Source organism: Diaphorobacter sp. HDW4B (assembly GCF_011305535.1).
Classification (GTDB): domain Bacteria; phylum Pseudomonadota; class Gammaproteobacteria; order Burkholderiales; family Burkholderiaceae_C; genus Diaphorobacter_A.
Map to the genome: position 1 here is coordinate 353395 of NZ_CP049905.1, position 20340 is coordinate 373734.

Annotated in this window: 17 protein-coding genes; 8 read left to right on the forward strand and 9 right to left on the reverse strand. The window is 60.8% G+C overall.

Annotation, left to right across the window (positions count from 1 at the left end):
• Window positions 1-114: 114 nt before the first annotated feature.
• Both G7048_RS01680 and G7048_RS01685 read left to right on the forward strand, forming a co-directional pair.
• Window positions 115-873 (forward strand): DUF2167 domain-containing protein, encoded by a 759-nt coding sequence (locus tag G7048_RS01680; protein ID WP_240933126.1) that lies wholly within the window; start codon window positions 115-117, stop codon window positions 871-873.
• A gap of 306 nt (window positions 874-1179) precedes the next feature.
• The gene (locus G7048_RS01685) at window positions 1180-1659 is read left to right on the forward strand and encodes a hypothetical protein (protein WP_166066505.1); all 480 of its coding nucleotides are present in this window, start codon (window positions 1180-1182) and stop codon (window positions 1657-1659) included.
• 23 nt (window positions 1660-1682) lie between these two features.
• On the opposite strand, the gene G7048_RS01690 is transcribed toward G7048_RS01685, so the two are convergent.
• On the reverse strand, window positions 1683-3218 hold the full coding sequence (locus G7048_RS01690) for a PLP-dependent aminotransferase family protein (protein WP_371747606.1): 1536 nt from the start codon (window positions 3216-3218) through the stop codon (window positions 1683-1685).
• Between the two features lie 236 nt (window positions 3219-3454).
• Between G7048_RS01690 and G7048_RS01695 the strand changes: the two genes are divergently transcribed.
• From G7048_RS01695 to G7048_RS01710, 4 genes are all read left to right on the forward strand, one after another.
• A complete protein-coding gene (locus tag G7048_RS01695; RefSeq protein ID WP_166066506.1) occupies window positions 3455-3811 on the forward strand; it encodes a hypothetical protein in 357 nt (118 codons plus the stop codon).
• Between the two features lie 63 nt (window positions 3812-3874).
• A complete protein-coding gene (locus tag G7048_RS01700) occupies window positions 3875-4948 on the forward strand; it encodes an MBL fold metallo-hydrolase (protein ID WP_371747693.1) in 1074 nt (357 codons plus the stop codon).
• 99 nt (window positions 4949-5047) lie between these two features.
• Complete coding sequence (locus G7048_RS01705; protein WP_166066508.1) at window positions 5048-5737, forward strand: c-type cytochrome; 690 nt, start codon at window positions 5048-5050, stop codon at window positions 5735-5737.
• Window positions 5738-5783: 46 nt separating this feature from the next.
• Window positions 5784-7349 carry an FAD-binding oxidoreductase gene (locus G7048_RS01710; protein ID WP_166066509.1) on the forward strand — a complete coding sequence of 522 codons (1566 nt, stop codon included), beginning with the start codon at window positions 5784-5786 and terminating at the stop codon, window positions 7347-7349.
• 752 nt (window positions 7350-8101) lie between these two features.
• On the opposite strand, the gene G7048_RS01715 is transcribed toward G7048_RS01710, so the two are convergent.
• The 7 genes from G7048_RS01715 to G7048_RS01745 form a co-directional block, all read right to left on the reverse strand.
• A complete protein-coding gene (locus G7048_RS01715; RefSeq protein ID WP_205750322.1) occupies window positions 8102-9316 on the reverse strand; it encodes an alpha-hydroxy acid oxidase in 1215 nt (404 codons plus the stop codon).
• A gap of 96 nt (window positions 9317-9412) precedes the next feature.
• On the reverse strand, window positions 9413-10291 hold the full coding sequence (locus G7048_RS01720; protein ID WP_166066510.1) for a DMT family transporter: 879 nt from the start codon (window positions 10289-10291) through the stop codon (window positions 9413-9415).
• A gap of 324 nt (window positions 10292-10615) precedes the next feature.
• Window positions 10616-11311, reverse strand: a complete 696-nt coding sequence (locus G7048_RS01725; RefSeq protein ID WP_166066512.1) for an ABC transporter ATP-binding protein — start codon at window positions 11309-11311, stop codon at window positions 10616-10618.
• Between the two features lie 4 nt (window positions 11312-11315).
• Window positions 11316-12947: an iron ABC transporter permease gene (locus tag G7048_RS01730; RefSeq protein ID WP_205750323.1), complete on the reverse strand. Its 1632-nt coding sequence runs from the start codon at window positions 12945-12947 to the stop codon at window positions 11316-11318.
• A gap of 73 nt (window positions 12948-13020) precedes the next feature.
• Window positions 13021-14055, reverse strand: a complete 1035-nt coding sequence (locus G7048_RS01735) for a Fe(3+) ABC transporter substrate-binding protein (RefSeq protein ID WP_166066513.1) — start codon at window positions 14053-14055, stop codon at window positions 13021-13023.
• A 147-nt stretch (window positions 14056-14202) separates the two neighbouring features.
• Window positions 14203-16038 (reverse strand): acyl-CoA dehydrogenase, encoded by a 1836-nt coding sequence (locus G7048_RS01740; RefSeq protein ID WP_166066514.1) that lies wholly within the window; start codon window positions 16036-16038, stop codon window positions 14203-14205.
• 90 nt (window positions 16039-16128) lie between these two features.
• Window positions 16129-17004 carry a LysR substrate-binding domain-containing protein gene (locus G7048_RS01745; RefSeq protein WP_166066515.1) on the reverse strand — a complete coding sequence of 292 codons (876 nt, stop codon included), beginning with the start codon at window positions 17002-17004 and terminating at the stop codon, window positions 16129-16131.
• A 166-nt stretch (window positions 17005-17170) separates the two neighbouring features.
• Here G7048_RS01745 and G7048_RS01750 point away from each other — a divergent pair, with 166 nt between their 5' ends.
• Together G7048_RS01750 and G7048_RS01755 are read left to right on the forward strand one after the other, a co-directional pair.
• Window positions 17171-18115 (forward strand): tripartite tricarboxylate transporter substrate binding protein, encoded by a 945-nt coding sequence (locus G7048_RS01750; RefSeq protein WP_240933127.1) that lies wholly within the window; start codon window positions 17171-17173, stop codon window positions 18113-18115.
• Window positions 18085-19098, forward strand: coding sequence for an alpha/beta hydrolase (locus tag G7048_RS01755; RefSeq protein ID WP_166066516.1), 1014 nt, complete (start codon window positions 18085-18087; stop codon window positions 19096-19098). The genes G7048_RS01750 and G7048_RS01755 overlap by 31 nt, the downstream gene beginning before the upstream one ends.
• A gap of 59 nt (window positions 19099-19157) precedes the next feature.
• Here the strand turns inward: G7048_RS01755 and G7048_RS01760 are convergent, their stop codons facing one another.
• A complete protein-coding gene (locus G7048_RS01760) occupies window positions 19158-20333 on the reverse strand; it encodes an acetyl-CoA C-acyltransferase (protein WP_166066517.1) in 1176 nt (391 codons plus the stop codon).
• Between the last annotated feature and the right edge of the window lie 7 nt (window positions 20334-20340).

Sequence of the window (20340 nt, forward strand, 5' to 3'; positions counted from 1 at the left end):
TTAACTGTGTTGAAAAAACTGGCTGTCGTCTTTTTTGTACTGACAAGCGCAATCGCCGTTCATGCGCAAGACAAGGATCAGCAACCTGATCCGATTTCCCAGAAAATAGCCGCCTTGCGCTGGGAACAGGGAGGCAGTGGAGCAAAAGGCTCCATCGGCAGCATTGCCTCCGTTGGCATCCCCGGCGATCACGGATTTCTGGGAGATTCCGATACCTCCAAGTTTCTGCAATTAGCAGGCAACCCCCCACGCAAGGACCATTATCTGATCGCGCCCAAAGCGCTATCGTGGTTCGCGATTTTCAATTTCGACGAAACCGGTTATGTGAAGGACGACGAGAAAATCAACGCATCGGAATTGCTCTCGACGATCAAAAGTTCCGACGAGGCCGGCAACAAGGAACGCAAGCGACTGGGCTTGCCCACCATCTACACCGAAGGTTGGGCAGTGGAGCCGCATTACGAGCCCAGCACCAAGCGACTGGAATGGGGCCTGCGCCTTCGCGACGAGCAAGGACAGTACGTGGTGAACTACACCACACGTCTGCTGGGCCGCACGGGCGTGATGGAGGCCACACTGGTGACCGCCCCCGAAACGCTCACCAAGGACGTGGCCGAATTCCGCAAGGTGCTCACCGGATTTGATTACAACGGCGGATACCGCTATTCCGAATTCAAGCAAGGCGACAAGGTGGCGGCGTATGGTCTGGCGGCATTGGTGCTCGGTGGTGCGGCTGCCGTGGCGACCAAGAAGGGTTTCTGGGCCGTGCTCGGCGGGTTCTTCGCCGCAGGCTGGAAATTCATCATCGCAGCCTTTGTTGCGTTGGGTGCGGGTATCGGCAAAATTTTCAAACGCGGCAAAGCCACGGAATAATCAATTCGCTGTGAATCACTGAGCTACACTCGCGGCGTGTATACCGCCTTCACTTCAGAGGTGCAGATCGTTCTCGCGATTTGCGCCTTTTATCTTTATGACGCCTGCATCGTGGCCCGAATCAACGAAGGCCTGTTGATTCGCGGCTGGCGTCAATGGCATTGCCGCCTTGGAGCAAGCGGATTCGAGGCGCGCCGGGCATTTCTGCTGTGGCCTTCTCTATTCCAACCCCATCGACCGGTCTATCGACTGAGCTGGCAAAGTACGGATTTCGGTTTGAATCGGCACTCGAAATCAGTGGACTCCATGCGCGCCAATGCGGACACTTATCGCGCCTTTTGCATTCCGATCTATCTGCTGGCCATTGCGCTGTTTGTGCTGCTGCCGACAAGCCTGCTCGGCAAGATGAGCGATGTTGCACGGCTCACTGCCGCCCTTCTGGTCTACCTGTTCACCATCGTCCTGAGTGTCCTGACGTGGCGATACGGAAAGCGCCATGGCGAAGCACTGCGCAAACCCGCCAAGTCGCTCGCCATCCAGATTCTGCTGTGCCCGCCCTTTGCGCTCAACGTGGTTCGCAAACTGTCGTTGATGCAGACCTTCTCGTGCTCCTTGCCCGAGGCCGCCATGCGCCTTCTGCCGACGCCAGACTGGCAAGCCACCGCTGCGGCGCTGCACGCGCAGATCCATGACGAGATTGCGGCGCACGGGCAAGGCGAGGCACTTGCCTCGTTGCACACTGCGCGCACCTGGTTGGCGACGCATTTGCCACCATCAGAGGACTGACAAGTCGCGCGCCTGGCGACGCCTCATCCGCGCGCGGGCAAACCCAGTTGCTCATGCATCAAACGCCCGAGCACGCGATAAGCCTCTTCGATCTGCGCCGTAAACGGCATGCCGCACGAGAGCCGCAGAAAGTTGCCGTAATTGCCGGTATTGGAAAACATGTCACCCGGTGCCGTCCGAATGCCCAACGCCAGTGCATGGTCGTAGAGCTTGGCGCTGCTGATGCCTTCGGGCAACTCGACCCAGATGCTCAGTCCACCACGCGGCAGACTGAGTCGCGAGCCGATCAGGAAAAAGCGAGCCACCGCACGCGCGGCCTGTTCGCGCTGTTCGCGCAAGGCCTTGCGGATGCGGGCCAGATGGCGCATGTAGTAAGGCGTTCCCACCGTACGTGCGCCCAGCAGTTGCGGCCACAGCGGCATGTTGCGCGAGCGCGAGAATTTGATCATCTGCACCTTGTCGTGCCAGCGACCGGCATTCATCCAGCCCAGACGCAGACCCGGCGCAAAGCTCTTGGAAAGCGATGCGCAGTAGATCACCGTGCCGTCGGTGTCCCACGCCTTGCAGGGTCGGTGCACGCCGGGATCTTCCACGAACTCGCGATAGATGTCGTCCTCGATCAGCGCCACGCCACGCTCGGCGCACATGGCGACGATGCGCTGCTTGTGGCTGTCGGGCATGGTCGCGCCCTGCGGCATCTGCAGATGCGGCACGACAATCACGGCCTTGAGTTTCGGATAGGTGCGCAGCGCCAACTCCAGCGCCTCCAGCGACATGCCGGTGTGCGGGCTCGACGGGATCTCGAGCGCACGCAGGCCGCGCGCCTCCACTGCTTGCACGATGCCGTAGAACGTGGGCGATTCGATGGCCACCATGTCGCCCGCTTGTGTGAGCGCATCGAGCGACAGGTTCACCGCTTCCGAGTTGCCTAAGGTAGCTGCTATCTGCATGGGCGGAATCGTGATTCCGAAGGTCAGCGCATAACGCGCCATCGCCGCTTGGAAATCCGGATCCGTGTAAGGCGCGGAAGGCCCATGCACCAACAGGTCCGGCTGCTCGCGCAACAGTGCAATCGCCTGCCGGTTGAGAAACGAGGAATCGAACAGTTCCGGCGCAGGCATGGCACTGCCCAAGTCAACCCTGAAAGTGCCGATCAGTCGCGCCTTGTTCAGATAGTCGGAGATGCGATCGCCAATGCTCTCGAAGGTGTTCGCGCACGCATCGAACGGCACCAGCGCCTGCGGCTCGCGCGCAATGGGCATGTCCAGCGTCTGCCCGCGCACGAAGTAACCAACGCGGGCACGCGCTTCGATGAGGCCGCGGGATTCCAGCTCACGCAGAATCTGCAGCGCCGTGGTGTGGCTCACATCGTGGCGCTGCCGGATGTCGCGCACCGAAGGCATGCGCTCCTGCACCTTGAGCACGCCCGCATGAATGGCCTGCGCGTAGTGGTCGGCCCAGCGCTGGTACAGGTGCACGCCACCGTGCTCATGTGCCGGAATGTCGTGCAGCACCTGCTCCATGACACCCGGCGCATCCGCCAACAAACTGCTGTCCATGAAAACGCCCGTCCTTTCGCGTGCTGCCCGATTTGAAAACCCGGCCATATTGCCAGTCAGGGGCTCTATCTAACAGATACAGCTTGCACGCAAAACAACCATAACAGAAGCCCACAAACCATGCTGTGATGCTGTCCTCTCGCCTGGCTTGTGCCTGTGCTGCACGCCCTCTGAAACCTATGCTGGAGGCCATTGAACAAGCTCTTTGACCACCATTTTTCAGCGAGAAAAACACCATGGAAAGCACAAGCCTTACCTTCACTTTGCAACCCGGCCAGCCGCAATGGCTGTGTGCCTCGGAGGTGCAATTCCTGCACTGCACGCAAGGCGCTCTGGAACTGGAATGGGAACAAGCGGGCATCCGCTACCAGCATGTGCTGCACGGCGGCGGCATGCCCTGGCAGCCGCTGAGCGTGCCAACCGGCACATGGGTTCGGCTCAGCGTCATCGGCGGCAAGAGCACTACCTTGATTCAGGAACGCGCCGCGCAGTCCGACAACCAGGTTGGCGTTGCCATGCCATTTCTGCGCGCTTTGATGGCGACGCTGAAGATGCCGGCCACATTTACAAAGCGAAACTCGCACATGGGTTGAACCCGCACACGAGCAGACTCATCTGCAGGGGCGTACAACGACGTCATGCCACAGGCCCCTGCGATGAATCTCTCCGAACTGCTGAACCGTCTTCCCCTTGGCGACTATTCCTCGTCCCCACAATTCACGGGCCGCCGCTTTCGCAACATCACCCCGCGCCCAGCGCCCTCTGCGCAGCCGGGCGCGAAGGTGATGTGGGATTTCTTGTTCAACAAGCCCAAAAACACGGAACCCGCTGCACCGCTTCCGGTGCGTCGCATATCGACAACCGAGTTGGATTCCGCTCCGGAAGGCAGCCTGTACCGACTCGGGCATTCCACTGTTCTGATGAAGCTGCGTGGCGGCTGGTGGATCACCGATCCCGTCTTTGCCGAACGCGCATCGCCCTTCAGTTTTGCCGGACCCAAGCGCTTTCACGCGCCGCCCATTTCCATCGCCGAGTTGCCCGCGCTGCAAGGCGTGCTGCTCTCGCATGATCACTACGATCACCTCGACAGCCACGCCGTGATGCAGTTGGAAGGCAAGACGCAGGTGTTTCTGTGCACGTTGGGCGTTGGCGACCGACTGGTGTCTTTGGGCATTCCGCCCGAAAAAGTGCAGCAGTACGATTGGTGGCAAGGCACGGAAGTCAACGGCGTTCGCTTCACCGCCACGCCGGCACAGCATTTCTCGGGACGCGGTCTCGGTGACGGCAACCGCACGCTGTGGGCCTCGTGGGTGATCGAGACCGGCGAGCAACGCGTTTTCTTCAGCGGCGACACCGGCTACTTCTCCGGCTTTGCCGAGATCGGAAAGCGCTTCGGGCCATTCGATCTCACGCTCATGGAAACCGGTGCCTACAACGAAAGCTGGCCTTATGTACACATGCATCCCGAGCAGACCGTGCAGGCGCATGTGGACTTGGGCGGGCGCTGGCTGCTGCCGATCCACAACGGCACTTTCGACTTGTCGATGCATGCCTGGTGGGACCCGTTCGAGCGCGTGGTGGAACTGAGCCAGCAACGTGGCATTCCACTGACGACGCCAATGATGGGTGAGCGGCTGAACATCGCCGCGCCTCATACTGGCTCGCAATGGTGGCAGCCGCTCATGCACGAGCAGATGGTGCATGACAAAGCGCTGCGAACAGCGGGTTGAACGCCAAGCGATTCGCCTACAAACCAAAAGGCCTCCGTCCTACATAGCTGCCACAAGTGCTTTTGCAAAAGCTCAATGTGCTCCCTCTAGCATGGAGCCATGAGACAAAACCAAACACACGATGAAGCAACGCAGCCCCGCGCCCACCGCGCCGGACTGCGAACCCTGCTGCTTGGCAGCGCGTTGTGCGCCTTGGCGTTGCAGCCGTTTGCCGCAACCGCAGCCAGCTCCGACGACACCAACATTCCATCCGACAGCACGGTCTATCCCAAGGGCGTGACCAAAGCACCAGCGGTGGCAAGCCAGTGCCTTGCGTGCCACGGCCCCACGGGCATCAGCCAGATTCCGGAATGGCCCAATCTGGCCGGACAAAGCAAGGAATATCTCGCCACACAGCTGGGCGATTTCAAGTCCGGCAAGCGCGTGCACCCGATGATGCAGCCCGCAATCGCCGCCGTTACCCAGACGCAGATCCAGACGCTCGCTGCCTATTTCAGCGCGCAGGCTCCGTCCACACCCAAGCCGCCCACCACCGCAGCCAAGGCCGCACCCGCCATGGCCGCTGCATGCGCTGCGTGCCATGACACGGCTGCCATGCCCGCCAACCCACACCTTCGCGGACAGAAGGCTCCTTACCTGATCGAACAGTTGCACGCCTTCAAGAAAGGCTCGCGCAAGAGCGACATGATGGCACCCATGGTGCAGGCACTGAGTGATCAGGACATCGTCGATCTGGCCGAACATTTCAGCAACCTCGCCCCCGTCACTGCGGGCTCCGGCAAGCAGTAGTGCCTCAGCACAAGCAACTACAACAAGTTTGAAAGGCTGACGTCACATGCCAAAGAATTTCCAACCCGAATCCCCTCCTCACTCCACAGACGCGGCAACCCCACTGCTGCGCCGCTGCTTCCTCAAGGTCGGCGCACTGCTGGGCGCGGGAACAGCCGCAGGAACCCACAGTGCCATCGCACTGGCCCGCAGTGAACCCAAGAAGCTCAGCACCAACGTGGCAGCGCGCCCGGCTGGGCTCGACAAGTTCAAGGGCGAAGTCATCACCCGCAACGACTCGCGCTATCTGGGCTGGTTCTGGGCGATGACGTGGTACCGCATCAAGCCCAACCGTTTTCCATCGATGTTCGTGCAACCCACGGACCGCGACGACCTGACGCTGCTGATGAAGTTCGCCAACGACAGCAAGCAACGCCTTGTCGCACGCAGCTCGGGCCACAACATCTCCAACCCCGTGCTTGCACAGGATGCGATCACGGTGGACATGTCGCTGTTCGACCATATCGAAGAACTCGACACCGCACAGAAATCCGTCTGGGCAGGCCCCGGCGTATTGAGCGAAACGCTGAACAAGCAACTCTTCGCCAAGGGCTTTGCTTTCCCGTCGGCACACACCGGCTTCGTCACCATCGGCGGCTATCTGCTCGGCGGTGGCATGGGCTGGAACATGCCGCAATGGGGCATGGGCTGCGGCTCGGTGATCAGCGCAGAAGTGATGCTTGCTGATGGCAAGATCGTGAACACATCGGAGACCGAGAATACCGATCTGTTCTGGGCGATTCGCGGCGTCGGCCCCGGTTTCTTCGGCATCGTGCTGCGCTACAAGCTGCGCATCCACGAAGCGCCCGTGATCGTCAAGAACACCTACTTCTACCCCATCGACAAGCTGGAAGAAGCCGTCGCCGAATACGTCAAACTGCTGCCCCAAAGCGCCAACCGCACCGAGGTGCTGGGTGCACTCGGCAAATTCAACCCACCCAGCACACCCAAGGGCGAAGAGCAATGGCACTGGGTGGTGAACCTGATGTCCTACGGCAAAACCAAGGAAGAAGCACTCGAAGCAGCCAAAGTCTTCACGCAGGTTTCCGCCATCAGCAAACTGGCCAAGGCGAACCCGGCGGTGAACGTGCCCCTCACCTATCTCGACCTGTACAGCCAGCTCAGCACCGATTTCTACAGCCAGTTCCGCACCAGCGAAATCGCGCTGTTCACCGACGAGCCCGGCAAGGCACTGCACTCGCTGGCCAAGACCATGTCGGCCAAAGCACTGGATTCCCGCTCTTTTGGCTTTTCGGTGCTGGGAACCAACCCCACAGTGCCAGAGCCGTGCAGCTTCACCTACTCCGCACCGCATTACCTGTCGTGGTATCTCATCGGTACGACCAAGGAAGACGTGGCGAAAAACTACAAGCTTGCCGACGAGCTGTATGCGCTGCTCAAACCGCTGGCCAAGGGTTATTACATCAACGAGATCGATCTCACGCGCTTCCCTGCGCTGGTGAAGGAATGCTTCTCTGCTGAGAAGTGGAAGAAGCTGTTGGCTGTTCGGAAGCAGTTTGATCCGAACAAGCGGTTTGTTAGTTATCTCGACCGTTATTCGGATAAGCGGTGATTTTTCTTTTGTGTGCGTGGCACATGGGTTTGAATTTTTGAGTGCTGTCGGCCGGGTCTCGCCCCGGCGTGCGACTCACTTTCTTTTTGTGCAAAAAGAAAGTAAGCAAAGAAAAGGCAGCCCACTGTCCACGACCCTTCGCTTCGCTGCGGGCAACCTGATTCTGGAGATTCGTCCGGCGCACAGCAGAACTCGCTGCGAGCCCAAGGGCTCTCCGCTCAGACAACTGCCGTGAGTCAGTTGTGGAAGTTTTGAGCGGCATTTGCCGCTCAAAACCGCCGGACGAACCTCCAGAAACAGGCGTGGCCAGAAGGGCGGGTGCGGATGCGGGGAGTGATACGGCACATCGCTTCGCTCGTGCACGAATTCACCCTCACCCCAGCCCTCTCCCGCCAGCGGACGAGGGGGTAAGACCAGTCGCGCGATCAACGGACGAGTGCAGCGAATCGAGCACAGAAACACAAGCAAAAAGATGGGCGCAGAACTTGCATCTCCACATCTCGCGAAGTCGCGAGATGAACCGGCACGAGCGAAGCAAAGTGCCGTGACATCCTCTGAAGAAAAATCTGATTTGCGGCAAGCTGTTTGAACGGAGCGCCTTCGGCGCGAAGAGAGTTTTGCCGCAGGTATTCAAAGCGCGTTTTGGTTACTTTTGCGCGCAAGCAAAAGTGACCCCGCCGCCGGGCGGAACTCCCGGCATCCGTAAACAACCACCCAACGAAGTCAAAAAAGAACAAACCAAAGGCAAGGAATTACAAAGCAGCCTTAACCACATACTCCCGCCGAAACTCGGCAACACTCCCCACCCCAGCAATCATCATGTCCCGAGTCAGCTCGGCCTGCAGACGCTCATACACACTCTTCACCCCCATCCACCCGCCGAGCGAGAGCCCATAAAGCACGGGGCGTCCAATCGCCACCGCATTGGCACCAAGAGACAGCGCCTTGAACACATCGGTGCCGCGTCGAATGCCGCTGTCCATGATGATCGGCACACGTCCCTGAACCACTTCGGCCACGGCTGGCAACGCTTCGATGGCTGACGAAACACCATCCAACTGCCGACCGCCATGGTTGGACACCTGGATTGCCGACACGCCGTGGTTGAGCGCACGCTGTGCCATCTCTGCGGTGAGCACGCCTTTGAGCACCAACGGCAGCTTGGTGGTTTCCTGAATGAAACGTACATCGTCCCAGCTCAGGCTTCGCTTGAATGGGCTTCCGCCTGCGTTCACCAACGGCAGGCTGGACGGAAACTGAAAGCCCATGCGGATCGTCGCATCGGAACTCCCCGGCGCAAAGGCATCAATGGAGAACACAATCGCGCTGTAGCCTGCGGCCTCGGCGCGTTTGATCAGATCGCGTGACTTGTTCTGGTCTTCGAGCAGATAGAGCTGAAACCACTTGGGGCCCTTGGTCGAAGCCGCGATCTCTTCGATCGAGCGGTTGGCCGTTGTGCTCACCTCCATGAGCGTGCCCGCCTCTGCCGTTCCGCGCGCGGTGCCGAACTCTGCCGATTGGTGCGCCAGACCGTGCGCGCCCATGGGCGTGGTGATGATGGGCATGCTCAGTGACTGGCCGAGCAAGGTGGTGCGCAGATCGGGCACCGCCTTGCCGACGAGATACTGCGGCTTGATCACGAGCCTGTCGAATGCGCGACGGTTTTCGCGCAGCGTCCATTGGCTGTCCGAGCCCGACGAGATGAACGCAAATGCGCCAGGGTCCATCACCTTCCTGGCCTCAGCCTCCAAGTCATTCAGATCGGCAATGCGCAACGGCCTGACAACATCGGGCGCGGCAAACGGCGGGCGATTGGCATCCTTCGGGTCCAGCCCAACCGTGAATGCCGGTGCCGATACTTCGCTGCCTTGCGCTGCGGCCTGATTCAGGAACGACGCGCCAGCCACGGCCCCCAAGGCCGCTGTTTGAATGAATTGACGGCGAGCCAGAGCTTGCTTGGACGACATGTGATGCACTCCATTTTTGAACAGGACAATTGACTACCTACATCGTCGCCGAAAAAAATGGGCTCGACAGAGTCTCAATCGATGTAGTTGTATCAATTATCTCTGTTTATGTACAGCGATTACTCCCGCCAGAATGCACGCCATTCCCAGCAGCACTTGCCCGCTCATGGCATTGCCCAGCAGCAGAAAGTCCAATGCGGCAGTGACTGCGGGAACCAGATAGAACAGGCTGGTCACGTTCACTAGATTGCCATGCTGGATAAGCCGGTAGAGCAACAACTGCGCGCACACCGATGTGACGATGGCGAGAAACAGTACAGGGAGCCAGAAGTCCCAGTTCATTTCCCAGCGCGGCGGCTGCACTTGTGCGAAGAGCAGGCAGACGATCAGCGTCACCACATACTGCAGCGGCAGCACCTGCGCGGGGGTTTGCTGAACGCGTTTTTGCAGCAGCGATCCTGCGGTGATGCAAACCAGTGCAGCCAAGGCGAACAGCATGCCTGTGGCGTCAAGGCCCGTTCGCATGAGGCTTTTCCAGACCACGAGCACCAGGCCTGTCATCGCCAACAGGAGTCCGCAGACGCGCATCGCCGTGAAGCGCCGCTCGACCAACAGCAAGGTCAACACGGGTTGCACGCCGAGCACCACGGCCAGCATGCCTGGTGTGATGCCGTGCGACATCGATTCGAAATAGCAGACCGAGTAGCCCGCGATCATCACCAGCCCCGCCAGTGCGACACGACCGCGCGTTCCGCGTGCTGGCAGCCAGCGACGCGGGTTGCCGATCAGGATCAGCAGAACCAACAGGGCAATGCCGTATCGGGCCAGCAGCACCGCCGATGCGGAGCCGTGGTCCAACGCCCAGCGCGTGACGATGGCGGAGCCGCCCCAGAGAAGAACAAAGGCGCACGCCGCAGCAGCACCCGACCAAGGATTTGCGCGCTTTGCGAGCGCGTCCAGTTTCAAGATGGACATGAAGAAATCTCACCTGCAAATGAATTCAAAACGCAGGTCACGGTTCGGCAACTACGTGCAGTCAATGCACGCAGACAAGCGAATCATCAGGAGATGAAAAACGTGACCTGAAATCAGTCCGCGCTGGCCCGAAAACCGGGTGGCGGAGTGTTGGCAGCCGCGCGTGGAGGTGGCGGTGCCAGAGTCATGGCAGGTGGTGGAGCGTTCAAATGGCTGACGACACAACGCAGGTTCGCGCCGCCCCAGAAAGCGGGGGCTTGCGATGGGAATGTGGTTGCGTTGCGCGAAGACATGGCTTCAGTATAGCCAGCGCACCGGCTCGACTTACCGGGGAGAACCCGAATCCGGCGTTGACGCGGAAGTTTCCGTCAGCGGTCGCATCACCAACATCGAGTCCGCCATGGTGCGCGCTTCGTGTTCGTTGTGGGTGACGAGCACGGCGGTCTGCCCCGCCTGCTTGAGGATGTCGCGCACCTCGATGGTCAGGCGCTCGCGGGTGGCGGCATCGAGGTTGGAGAATGGTTCGTCCAGCAGCAGCAAGGCGGGCGATGGTGCCAGCGCGCGCGCGAGTGCGACGCGTTGCTGCTGACCGCCGGAAAGTTCGTGCGGGTACTTCTTGCCAGATTCCTTCAAACCGACGAGCGAAAGCAATTCGTCGCAACGCGCTCGCTGCTCCGCATGGCTTTGACGACGCAGGCCAAACACCACGTTCTGCGTCACGGTGAGATGCGGAAACAGGCCGTACTCCTGGAACATCATGCCGACATGGCGCTTCTCTGGCGGCAAATGAATGGAAGGAGAAGACAGCACCGTGTTGCCCAGACGAATCTCGCCCTCCTGCACCGGCTCGAAACCTGCGATGGCACGCAGCACCGATGTCTTGCCGCAACCCGATGGGCCGAACAGGCAGGCAATGCTGCCGGATTCCACCATCAATTCAAAATCGCGCACGACGAAATGCGGCCCGCGCGGCGTGTCGTAAGAAAGGCTCAAGTGGTCGATTCGCAGGGCTGCCATCATGTCGTTAGTCTTGTGGATTTTCCAAAGTTTGCGTCGTGGGTTGAAGCTGCGTTTTCGCCAGCAGAACCACCGGCAGCAGGCCCGCCACCACGATCAGCAAGGCGGCCACTGCGCCCTCTTCGTAAGTGCCTCGTGCGGCCTCGGCATACAGCCAGGTCGCAAGCGTGTCGAAATTGGCGGGACGCAGCAGCAGCGTGGCTGGCAGCTCCTTCATCGCATCGACAAACACCAGCAAGGCACTGGTAGCAACGGCAGGCTTGAGGAGAGGCAGATGCACGCGCAGCAAAGTGCCGAATGCGGTTTCACCCAGCAGGCGCGATGCCTGTTCCAATGTGGATGGGATGCGCTGCAGGCCCGACTCGATACCGCCCACTGGAATCACCAGAAAACGAATGCTGCAAGCCACGACCAATATCACTCCGAGTGCCATTAACGGCAGCCCAGTCAGGTTGAGCAAGCGGGCGATGCCGCCATCCAGAGCGAGTGCCGGAGTCAGCAGACCAATCGCGAGCACGGTGCCGGGAATTGCATAGCCGAGCGTTGCCACACGTGCCTGCCAACGCGACGGATGCCGCGTACTCACGCCGTTACGCGTGGCCCAGGCGATGATGAGTCCGGCGATCACGGTCACCACCGTCACACCCAATGCAAGCGTGAGTGTGTTGCCCAGACTCATCCACAAGCCGGTTGAAACGCCCTGCCCTTGGCTGAGTCGCTTGTAGGTTTCCCAGCACAGATAAGCGGCTGGCGCGATGAAACCGATGAGCACCGGCAAGGCGGTGAACAGCGTTGCCAGCCAGGCCTTGGCACCGTGCAGACGCTCGGGTTGAATCGCGCGCATGCGCTGCGCCGAGCCATAGCGTTGATGGCGACGCGCATGGCGCTCCAGCCAGACCAAGGCGATGACGACCAGCAGCATGGAGCACGCGATCTGCGCCGCACCGGCCAAGTCCGTGCGCGTGATCCATGTGGTGTAGACCGACACGGTGAGCGTGTTGACGCCCAGAAACTCCGATGCGCCGATGTCGTTGAGCGTTTCCAGCAAGGCCAGACTCAGGCCCACGGCCAGCGCCGGTCGCGCCATCGGCAAGGCCACGCGGCGGAATGCGCCCCAGCGGCTTTCGCCAAGCATGCGCGCCGCTTCCATGAGGTGCGCGGGCTGCGTCATGAACATGGCGCGCGCCGTCATGTAGACATAGGGATAGAGCACAAAGCCGAGCACGAAGATCGCGCCGCCCATCGAGCGCAGATCCGGCAGACGCCACTCGCGCGGGCTGCTGTAGCCCAGCATCCAGCGCAGCGCGCCCTGCACCGGACCGATGGGATGCAGCAGATCAAGATACGCAAACGCCACGATGTAAGCCGGCATGGCGAGCGGCAAAAGCAAGGCCCAGTGCAGCAGCTTGCGCCCCGGAAAATCATGTGCGCTGACCAGCCATGCGCAGCCGGTTCCCACGACCAGCGTGAGCACGCCCACACCGCCCATCAGCATGGCGGTGTTGAGCGCGGCGTCCGGCAACACGTACTGCACCAGATGCTTCCAGTGCGCCCAATCGGCACCCAAGGCCAGCCAGATCAGCGACACCACGGGCGCGAGCACCCCCAGCGCAATCAGCACCGAGGAGGCCTGCCACAAAGCACCAACGGGACGCCGGCTGAAAGCCGAGCGCCCCGTCACGGGTTGTGAGTCAGAAAGCGTTGCTGTCGATTCAGCGGTCAAAGCCCACCTTGTCAACCAAAGCGCTGGCCTGCTTGCGATGCTTGGCGATCTCGGTCAGCGGCAGCGGATCGATCTTCAGCTCGCCAATGCTGGCAGCGACCACCGGATCGAGCGCCACGCCCTTGCGCACCGGGTGCTCATAGTTGGCCTGCGCGTACATGTTCTGTGCGGGTTCGGAGACCAGAAACTCCAGCAGCTTCACCGCGTTCTCGCGCTGGGGAGCATGCTTGGCGACCGACGCGCCGGAGATGTTCACGTGCGTGCCACCACTCTTTTCGTTGGCGAAAGTCGGCTTGATCACCTTGATCGCATCGCCCCACTTGCGCGCGTCCGTGCCTTCCTTGGAGGCCTTCATGTGGCCCACGTAGTAGGTGTTGGCGATGCCGATGTCGCAGATGCCGCCGAGAATGTCGCGCGCCACGTCGCGGTCGCCGCCCGTGGCCTTGCGCGCCAGATTGCTCTTCACGCCTTGCAGCCACTTCTCGGTCTTGGCCTCGCCGTCGTGGGCGATCATCGCGGCGATCAGGCCGGTGTTGTAGGGATGCTGACCCGCGCGGATGCAGACCTTGCCCTTCCACTTCGGATCGGCCAGATCTTCATAACGGAAGCTCTTGAGCGGCAGATTCTTTTCGGCGTACAGCACGCGGGCACGCATCGACAGCGTGAACCATTGGCCATCGGCACCACGCAGATTCGCAGGGATCACCGATTCGAGCGCAGCCGACTTGACTGGCTGCGTCACGCCGCCGTCCACCAGATCGAGCAGATTGCCTGCGTCCACGGTCATCAACACGTCCGCTGGCGAGCGCTCGCCTTCGGCCTTCACGCGTTCGAGCAGACCATCCTTCACGAACACCGTGTTCACTTTGATCTTGCTTTGCGCCGTGAACGCAGCCAGCAGCGGCTGGATCAGCGCGGGCTCACGCGTCGTGTAGAGCGTGACTTCCTGCGCCTGGGCAGTGGAGACAGCAGCGGTGGCGGCCAGAGCGGCCAGCGTCAAAGCGAAAGAAAAGCGATGCTTCATGTGGAACTTCCATGGACCGTTGAACTCTTGCCACCCGTGTTGTCCCAAGAGACAAAACAGGGGAATGGCGCGAATGGTAATGCTTCTCAACTAGCAGCAGCCATTTCCCCCTCAAGCCAAGGTGGTTCTCAGTCCTTTGTCTGGCTGTCAGAAAGCATCCAGCGGCATCTGGGCACAGGTCAGATCGCGCTCCTTGACCACCCGCAGCCAAGCGCCGATCTTGGGCAGTTCGTAGTGGAAGAAATAGCGCGTCGCGTTCATGCGACCGGCGTTCTGCAGGTCGCTCAATGCTGTGTCTTTTTCCAGCACACCGCACGCCACGTCAAGCCACATCCACGCCAGCACCATGTGACCGAAGGCCTGCATGTAGGGCACCGCGTTAGCGAGCGCTTCCTCGGGGTTTTCGTTGGCCCATGCGGCCTTGGTGGTGGCGCCCACTTCGGCCAGCGCGCGTGCGAGCTGGTTGGCGTATGCCGAAAGCGACTCCTGCGCCATCGCCTTCTGGATGGTGGCGTTCACCGTCTCGGCCAGCAGCTTGAGGCCCGCGCCGCCCAGCATGCGCACCTTACGGCCCAGCAGGTCGGCCGCCTGAATGCCATGCGTGCCTTCGTGGATCATGTTCAGGCGGTTGTCGCGCCAGTATTGCTCGACCGGAAAATCGCGCGTGTAGCCGTAGCCGCCATGCACCTGAATCGCGAGCGAGTTGGCCTCAAGACACCATTCGCTGGGCCAGCTCTTGGCAATCGGCGTGAGCACTTCAAGCAGCAACTTGGCGCGATCTGCCTGTTCCGCAGATGCCGTGCGGCCTTCATCGACCAGCTTGGCGCAGTACAGATTGAGCGCCAGCGCGCCTTCGCCATAAGCCTTCTGCGCAAGCAGCATGCGCTTGACATCCGCGTGTTCGATGATGGCCACAGGCGCCTGCGATGCGTCCTTGCCGCCCTGTCCCACGGGGCGTCCCTGCGTGCGCGTCTTCGCGTATTCAAGGCTTGCGTAATACCCCGCCAAGCCCAGCATCGTCGCCGCCATGCCGATGGCGATGCGCGCCTCGTTCATCATGTGGAACATGTTCTTCAGGCCCTCGCCCGGCTGGCCCACCAGATAGCCGATCGCGCCCGCCTTCCCGCGCACGGGGTACTTGCCCTCGCCAAAGTTGAGCAGCGTGTTCGTCGTGCCGCGCCAACCCAGCTTGTGGTTGAGCCCCGCCAGTGCCACATCGTTGCGCTCGCCGGTCAGCTCGCCCTCTTCGTTCACCAGCTTCTTGGGCACGATGAACAGCGAGATGCTCTTCACGCCCGGCACCAGCTTGCCGTGTTCATCGGGAATCTTGGCCAGCACCAGATGCGCGATGTTCTCGGTCAGCTCATGCTCGCCCGCGCTGATCCACATCTTGTTGCCCCGCAGGCGATAACGCGGTCCGAGCGGATCGCTTTCAAACCCTTCGCCATCGGCCTCGGCACGCGTGGAAATGTCGCTCAGCGACGAGCCCGCCTGCGGCTCCGACAGCGCCATCGTTCCCGCCCAGCGCCCATTGAATTCATTGACCGCAAACACCAGTCGCTGCAAGGGCGACCCCGCTACCAGAATCGCATTCGCATTGGCCGAGGTGAGCATGCTCGTGTTGATGCTGACCGACGCACACGCAAAAAAACCATTGGCCGCCGCCTCCACCACATAAGGCAGTTGCATGCCACCCAACTCGTAGTCCTGCGCCGCGCACAGCATCCCGCTTTCCGCATAGGCCAGACGCGCGTCGTAAGTGCACTGCGGCAGGATCACCTTCTCGCCATCGAAGTGCGGCTCCTGCGCATCCACGGTGCGATTGAACGGCGCAAACTTCTCGCGCGCAATGCGCTCGCAGGTGTCGAGCACGGCATCAAAGGTTTCGCGCGAATGATCGGCAAACCGCTCGCGCTGATTGAGCGACGTGGCATCGAGCCAGTCGTTCAAGAGAAAGTCGATGGTGGAACGAAGAGTGCTCATGTCGATGGGATTCAGAGAAAGACCAGTGAAATTCGCGCCGAGAATACCCAGTTGCAAGCATCGGCGCGAGCCTCGGCAGTCACCTCCGCGTCAAGGCTGGACCATCGCATGCGCCGCGTTTCTGAGTGCCTGAAGCACCATCTCCAGTGCAGGCCCGGACTCGCGCTCATTCCACACCATTCCAATCGGGCCGACATTCGAGGTCAGATGCAGAGGCAACACCGCAAGCACCCGACGTGCACGACCACGTTGTGCCGCACCGCCCGACAACACACCAATGGAATCCGTCAACCTCAACACTTCTTCAGTCACGGTTGTCGATGCCGATTCCAGCCAACTGCGCGGCGGCACCATTGCATTGTCCAGAAAGCTGGAATCGATGGCACGCCGCAATGCCGTGTCGGACGGGGGCAGCACCCACGGGAATTCGCTCGCCTGCTGCCATCCCACATTCCGTTTGCGTGTCAACGGGTGGCCCATGCGGACCACGACGGCGTGCACATCGTTGAACAGACTTTCCTGTCGCAGTCCAACGCCAAACGCGCGTTCATCCAGCCTCCCGACGATGAGGTCGAGCTCATGTCGCTCAAAGCGTGCCCACAGCCCGGCCGCGATGTCCTCGACCACTTGCAGATGCGGGCCTACGGATGCGGACTGCAACTGCACGATCATCTGCGGCACCACTTGAACGGCAGCGGCAAGCATCACGCCGACACGCACGTTTCCCACAGCACCATCGGCTACGGCCTGCAACTCGCTGCGCAATTCATGTGAATCCGCCAACATGCGGCGCGCATGCCGCACCACTGGCGCAAGAAACGGCGTTGGCCTGATCTGTCTGCCGCGCACGAACAGCGTCACGCCCAGTGCTGACTCAATCTCGGCAAGCCATTGAGAGACAGCGGGCTGGGTTGCGCCCAGCTCTTGCGCAGCAGCCGTGATGCTGCCGCAGCGCTCGATGGACATGAGTACCTCCAGATGTCTCAGCCGAAGACGCCACATGTTCAATGCAAAAGCCTGCTCGACTCGATTCATAAGAAAAACCCATGGAATCAGATGAATTCAAGTGTAGATCATGATGAAAAAATGGCCGACGATAGCAACCATTCAAACCCCATCCAGGAGATTTGCGATGCGATCATTCTTCGTACCATGCATGCAGCGCATTGCAGCGAGTGCCATCCTGTCCATCGCAGCCACCACGTCATTCGCTCAGACGATCTGCCCGCCCGACAGACCCGTCCGCATGGTCGTCCCGTTTCCTGCAGGGGGCGGTACCGACATCATTGCGAGGCGTCTTGCCGAACATCTTCGGGCTGACCTCAAACAAACCGTGCTCGTGGACAATCGCGCCGGAGCCAGCGGCAACATCGGCGCAGACAATGTCGCGCATTCGGCGGCCGACGGCTGCACGCTGATGCTCACGGCAGCTCCATTTGCCATTGCGCCTGCGGTGTTCAAAAGCCTGAGCTTTCATCCGGTGAAGGATTTCAGCGCCGTTGCCAAGATCGCATCGGTGCCGCTGCTCATCGTGACGCGCACGGACTCCCCGCTTCGATCGATCAAGGATCTCGTCCAGGCCGCCAAACAGAAGCCGGATGCCATCAGTTACGGTACTTTCGGCAATGGCGCACCGCCCCATCTCGTCGGCGCACGAATGCAGGAATTGGGCGGATTTCGCATGACCCACGTCCCCTACAAAGGCGGTCAGGCAGCGCTGCCCGACATTCTCTCGGGCCAGTTGGACATCGCCATCATGGACGTGGTTTCCATGACGCCATTGATTCGCTCCGGCCGCTTGCGTGCCTTGGCCATCACGGGCCCTCAGCGTACTTCTGCCTTGCCCGATGTCCCCACACTCAGCCAAGCAGGAATCGCGTTCGATACCGTGGGTTGGTATGGCATCTTCGGCCCCGCAAAGATGGGTGGCAGTTCGGCCGATCGCATCAACGCCGCCGTCAACCGGGCGATGGCGTTGCCGGACATGCGCAAGGCGCTGCTGGACAGCGGCGCACTGCCCATCGAGCCTGCGCCGACAGCCGCGCAATGGCAAACCGAATTCAACGAACAAGTGTAGATCTGGGGCCGCATTGCGGACAACGCCCGCATCACGCTCGATTGAACCTGCCACCAATACCTGCATCCATCATGAACGACACGAGCTATCTCGCGCGCAACGCAACAAGCAACTCCGTGGAGGTTCTCAGAAACCTTCCCTACGCCAGTGCAACCGTCCGCTGGACCAGCCCGACACCAGCCCTACGCACCTTGTCCATGGATGTCTATCTGCCACGCGGAAGTGACACCACATCGCCGAGACCAGCGTTGGTCATGGCTTTTGGAGGAGCATTCCACCGAGGTTGCAAAGAGGACGACAGCTTCGAGGCCGAAGGCAAGAACACCGCTGTCGCTGAATATTGCAGGCGCTTTGCCGAACGTGGCTATGTTACGGCGTCCATCGACTACAGACTGGTCACCGAAGACCCATCACCCGGCTCAACACCTGTAGTCCACAATCCGCAGGACATTCCCACATCACGCGTCTCCCATGTCCGCAAACTCATGGGCCTGCCACCTGCTACGCCGCAAATGCTCTGGGCAGGCATCGAAGCCGCCAGTGACGACATGGCCAATGCCATCGCCTTCGTCCATTCCAAAGCAACCGAATGGAACATCAATCCCCAGTGCGTCGTTGCCGGTGGATTTTCTGCAGGTGCACGCACCGCGCTGAATGCGGCATTTGGAGAGAAAGCGCGCGTGGCAGCCGTGGTTTCGCTGTCGGGCTATATCGACACCACTGATTTGAAAGCGCATGGTTTGAGCGGCCCGCACGCGCCTGCCGTGTTGCTCATCCATGGCTCTGACGATCTGGACTACATCGTTGAAAACACCCCTGCGCTGACTACCTGCCTGCAGGAGCTGGGCATTCGCCACCAACAAGCGGTTGTCGACAATGCCGGGCATTTCTACCCTCGCACCGCGCTGGTCCAGGGACACGGCTTGCCGCCGGGACAAGCCGTGGAGCAGACCATCGTGGATTTTCTTGAATCTGTTCTGTAGCTCGGGACTACCGATCACGCGACAGAAGCAAGCCCGAGTCGCGCGACTCGGGCAACTGCTTAAAGAACTTCGAAAATCCCCGCTGCACCCATGCCACCGCCGATGCACATCGTCACGCAGACCCGCTTGGCTCCGCGACGCTTGCCTTCGATGAGTGCGTGTCCGGTGAGGCGCTGACCGCTCAGACCATACGGATGGCCCAGCGCAATCGCGCCGCCGTTCACGTTGAGCTTGTCTGCCGGAATGCCCAGCTTGTCGCGGCAGTAGAGGACCTGCACGGCGAAGGCTTCGTTGAGTTCCCAGAGGTCGATGTCGGACACCTTGAGGCCCAGCTTCTTGAGCACCTTGGGTATGGCGAACACGGGGCCGATGCCCATTTCATCGGGCTCGCAACCAGCCACCGCAAAGCCGAGGAAACGGCCGAGCGGCTTCAGGTTGTTGCGGCTGGCGTAGTCTTCGTTCACCACCACGCAGGCACCTGCACCATCCGAGAACTGGCTGGCGTTGCCGGCCGTGATCACGCCACCTGGCAGCGCCGAACGCAGGCCGCTGATGCCTTCCTTGGTCGTGCCTTCGCGCAGACCTTCGTCCACGCTCACGGTCACTTCCTTGGTGATCAGGCCGATGGTCTTGTCGACCACGCCAGCGGTCACGGTGATCGGCGCGATCTCGTCCTTGAACAGGCCTGCGGCTTGCGCGGTGCAGGCTTTCTGCTGGCTGGCCGCGCCGTATTCGTCCATCGCGTCGCGGCTGATGTGGTAGCGCTTGGCGACTTGTTCGGCGGTCTGCAGCATGCTCCAGTAGATCTCGGGCTTGATCTTCTCGAGCGCGAGGTCCTTGATCATGTGCAGATTCATTTCCTGCTGCACGCAGGAGATGCTCTCCACACCACCGGCCACATACACATCGCCTTCACCCGCGATGATGCGTTGCGCGGCGGTGACGATGGTCTGCAGACCCGAGGAGCAAAAGCGGTTGATCGTCATGCCCGACGCCGTGATCGGCAAGCCGGCCTTGAGCGCGATCTGGCGTGCGATGTTCATGCCGGTTGCGCCTTCGGGGTTGGCGCAGCCCATGATGACGTCATCGACTTCTGCACCGTCGATGCCCGCGCGCAGCACGGCCTGCTGCACTGCGTGGCCGCCGAGCGTTGCGCCGTGCGTCATGTTGAAGGAACCCTTCCAGCTCTTGGCGAGTGGCGTGCGGGCGGTGGAGACAATCACTGCGGAGGTCATTGCAATA

Coding starts and splice junctions, on each gene's coding strand:
- G7048_RS01705 (WP_166066508.1), top strand. CDS start 5,048: ATGAGACAAAACCAAACACACGATGAAGCAACGCAGCCCCGCGCCCAC.
- G7048_RS01725 (WP_166066512.1), bottom strand. CDS start 11,311: ATGATGGCAGCCCTGCGAATCGACCACTTGAGCCTTTCTTACGACACG.
- G7048_RS01745 (WP_166066515.1), bottom strand. CDS start 17,004: ATGTCCATCGAGCGCTGCGGCAGCATCACGGCTGCTGCGCAAGAGCTG.
- G7048_RS01710 (WP_166066509.1), top strand. CDS start 5,784: ATGCCAAAGAATTTCCAACCCGAATCCCCTCCTCACTCCACAGACGCG.
- G7048_RS01690 (WP_371747606.1), bottom strand. CDS start 3,218: ATGGACAGCAGTTTGTTGGCGGATGCGCCGGGTGTCATGGAGCAGGTG.
- G7048_RS01735 (WP_166066513.1), bottom strand. CDS start 14,055: ATGAAGCATCGCTTTTCTTTCGCTTTGACGCTGGCCGCTCTGGCCGCC.
- G7048_RS01720 (WP_166066510.1), bottom strand. CDS start 10,291: ATGTCCATCTTGAAACTGGACGCGCTCGCAAAGCGCGCAAATCCTTGG.
- G7048_RS01760 (WP_166066517.1), bottom strand. CDS start 20,333: ATGACCTCCGCAGTGATTGTCTCCACCGCCCGCACGCCACTCGCCAAG.
- G7048_RS01750 (WP_240933127.1), top strand. CDS start 17,171: ATGCGATCATTCTTCGTACCATGCATGCAGCGCATTGCAGCGAGTGCC.
- G7048_RS01755 (WP_166066516.1), top strand. CDS start 18,085: ATGGCAAACCGAATTCAACGAACAAGTGTAGATCTGGGGCCGCATTGC.
- G7048_RS01715 (WP_205750322.1), bottom strand. CDS start 9,316: ATGTCGTCCAAGCAAGCTCTGGCTCGCCGTCAATTCATTCAAACAGCG.
- G7048_RS01695 (WP_166066506.1), top strand. CDS start 3,455: ATGGAAAGCACAAGCCTTACCTTCACTTTGCAACCCGGCCAGCCGCAA.
- G7048_RS01740 (WP_166066514.1), bottom strand. CDS start 16,038: ATGAGCACTCTTCGTTCCACCATCGACTTTCTCTTGAACGACTGGCTC.
- G7048_RS01700 (WP_371747693.1), top strand. CDS start 3,875: ATGAATCTCTCCGAACTGCTGAACCGTCTTCCCCTTGGCGACTATTCC.
- G7048_RS01685 (WP_166066505.1), top strand. CDS start 1,180: ATGCGCGCCAATGCGGACACTTATCGCGCCTTTTGCATTCCGATCTAT.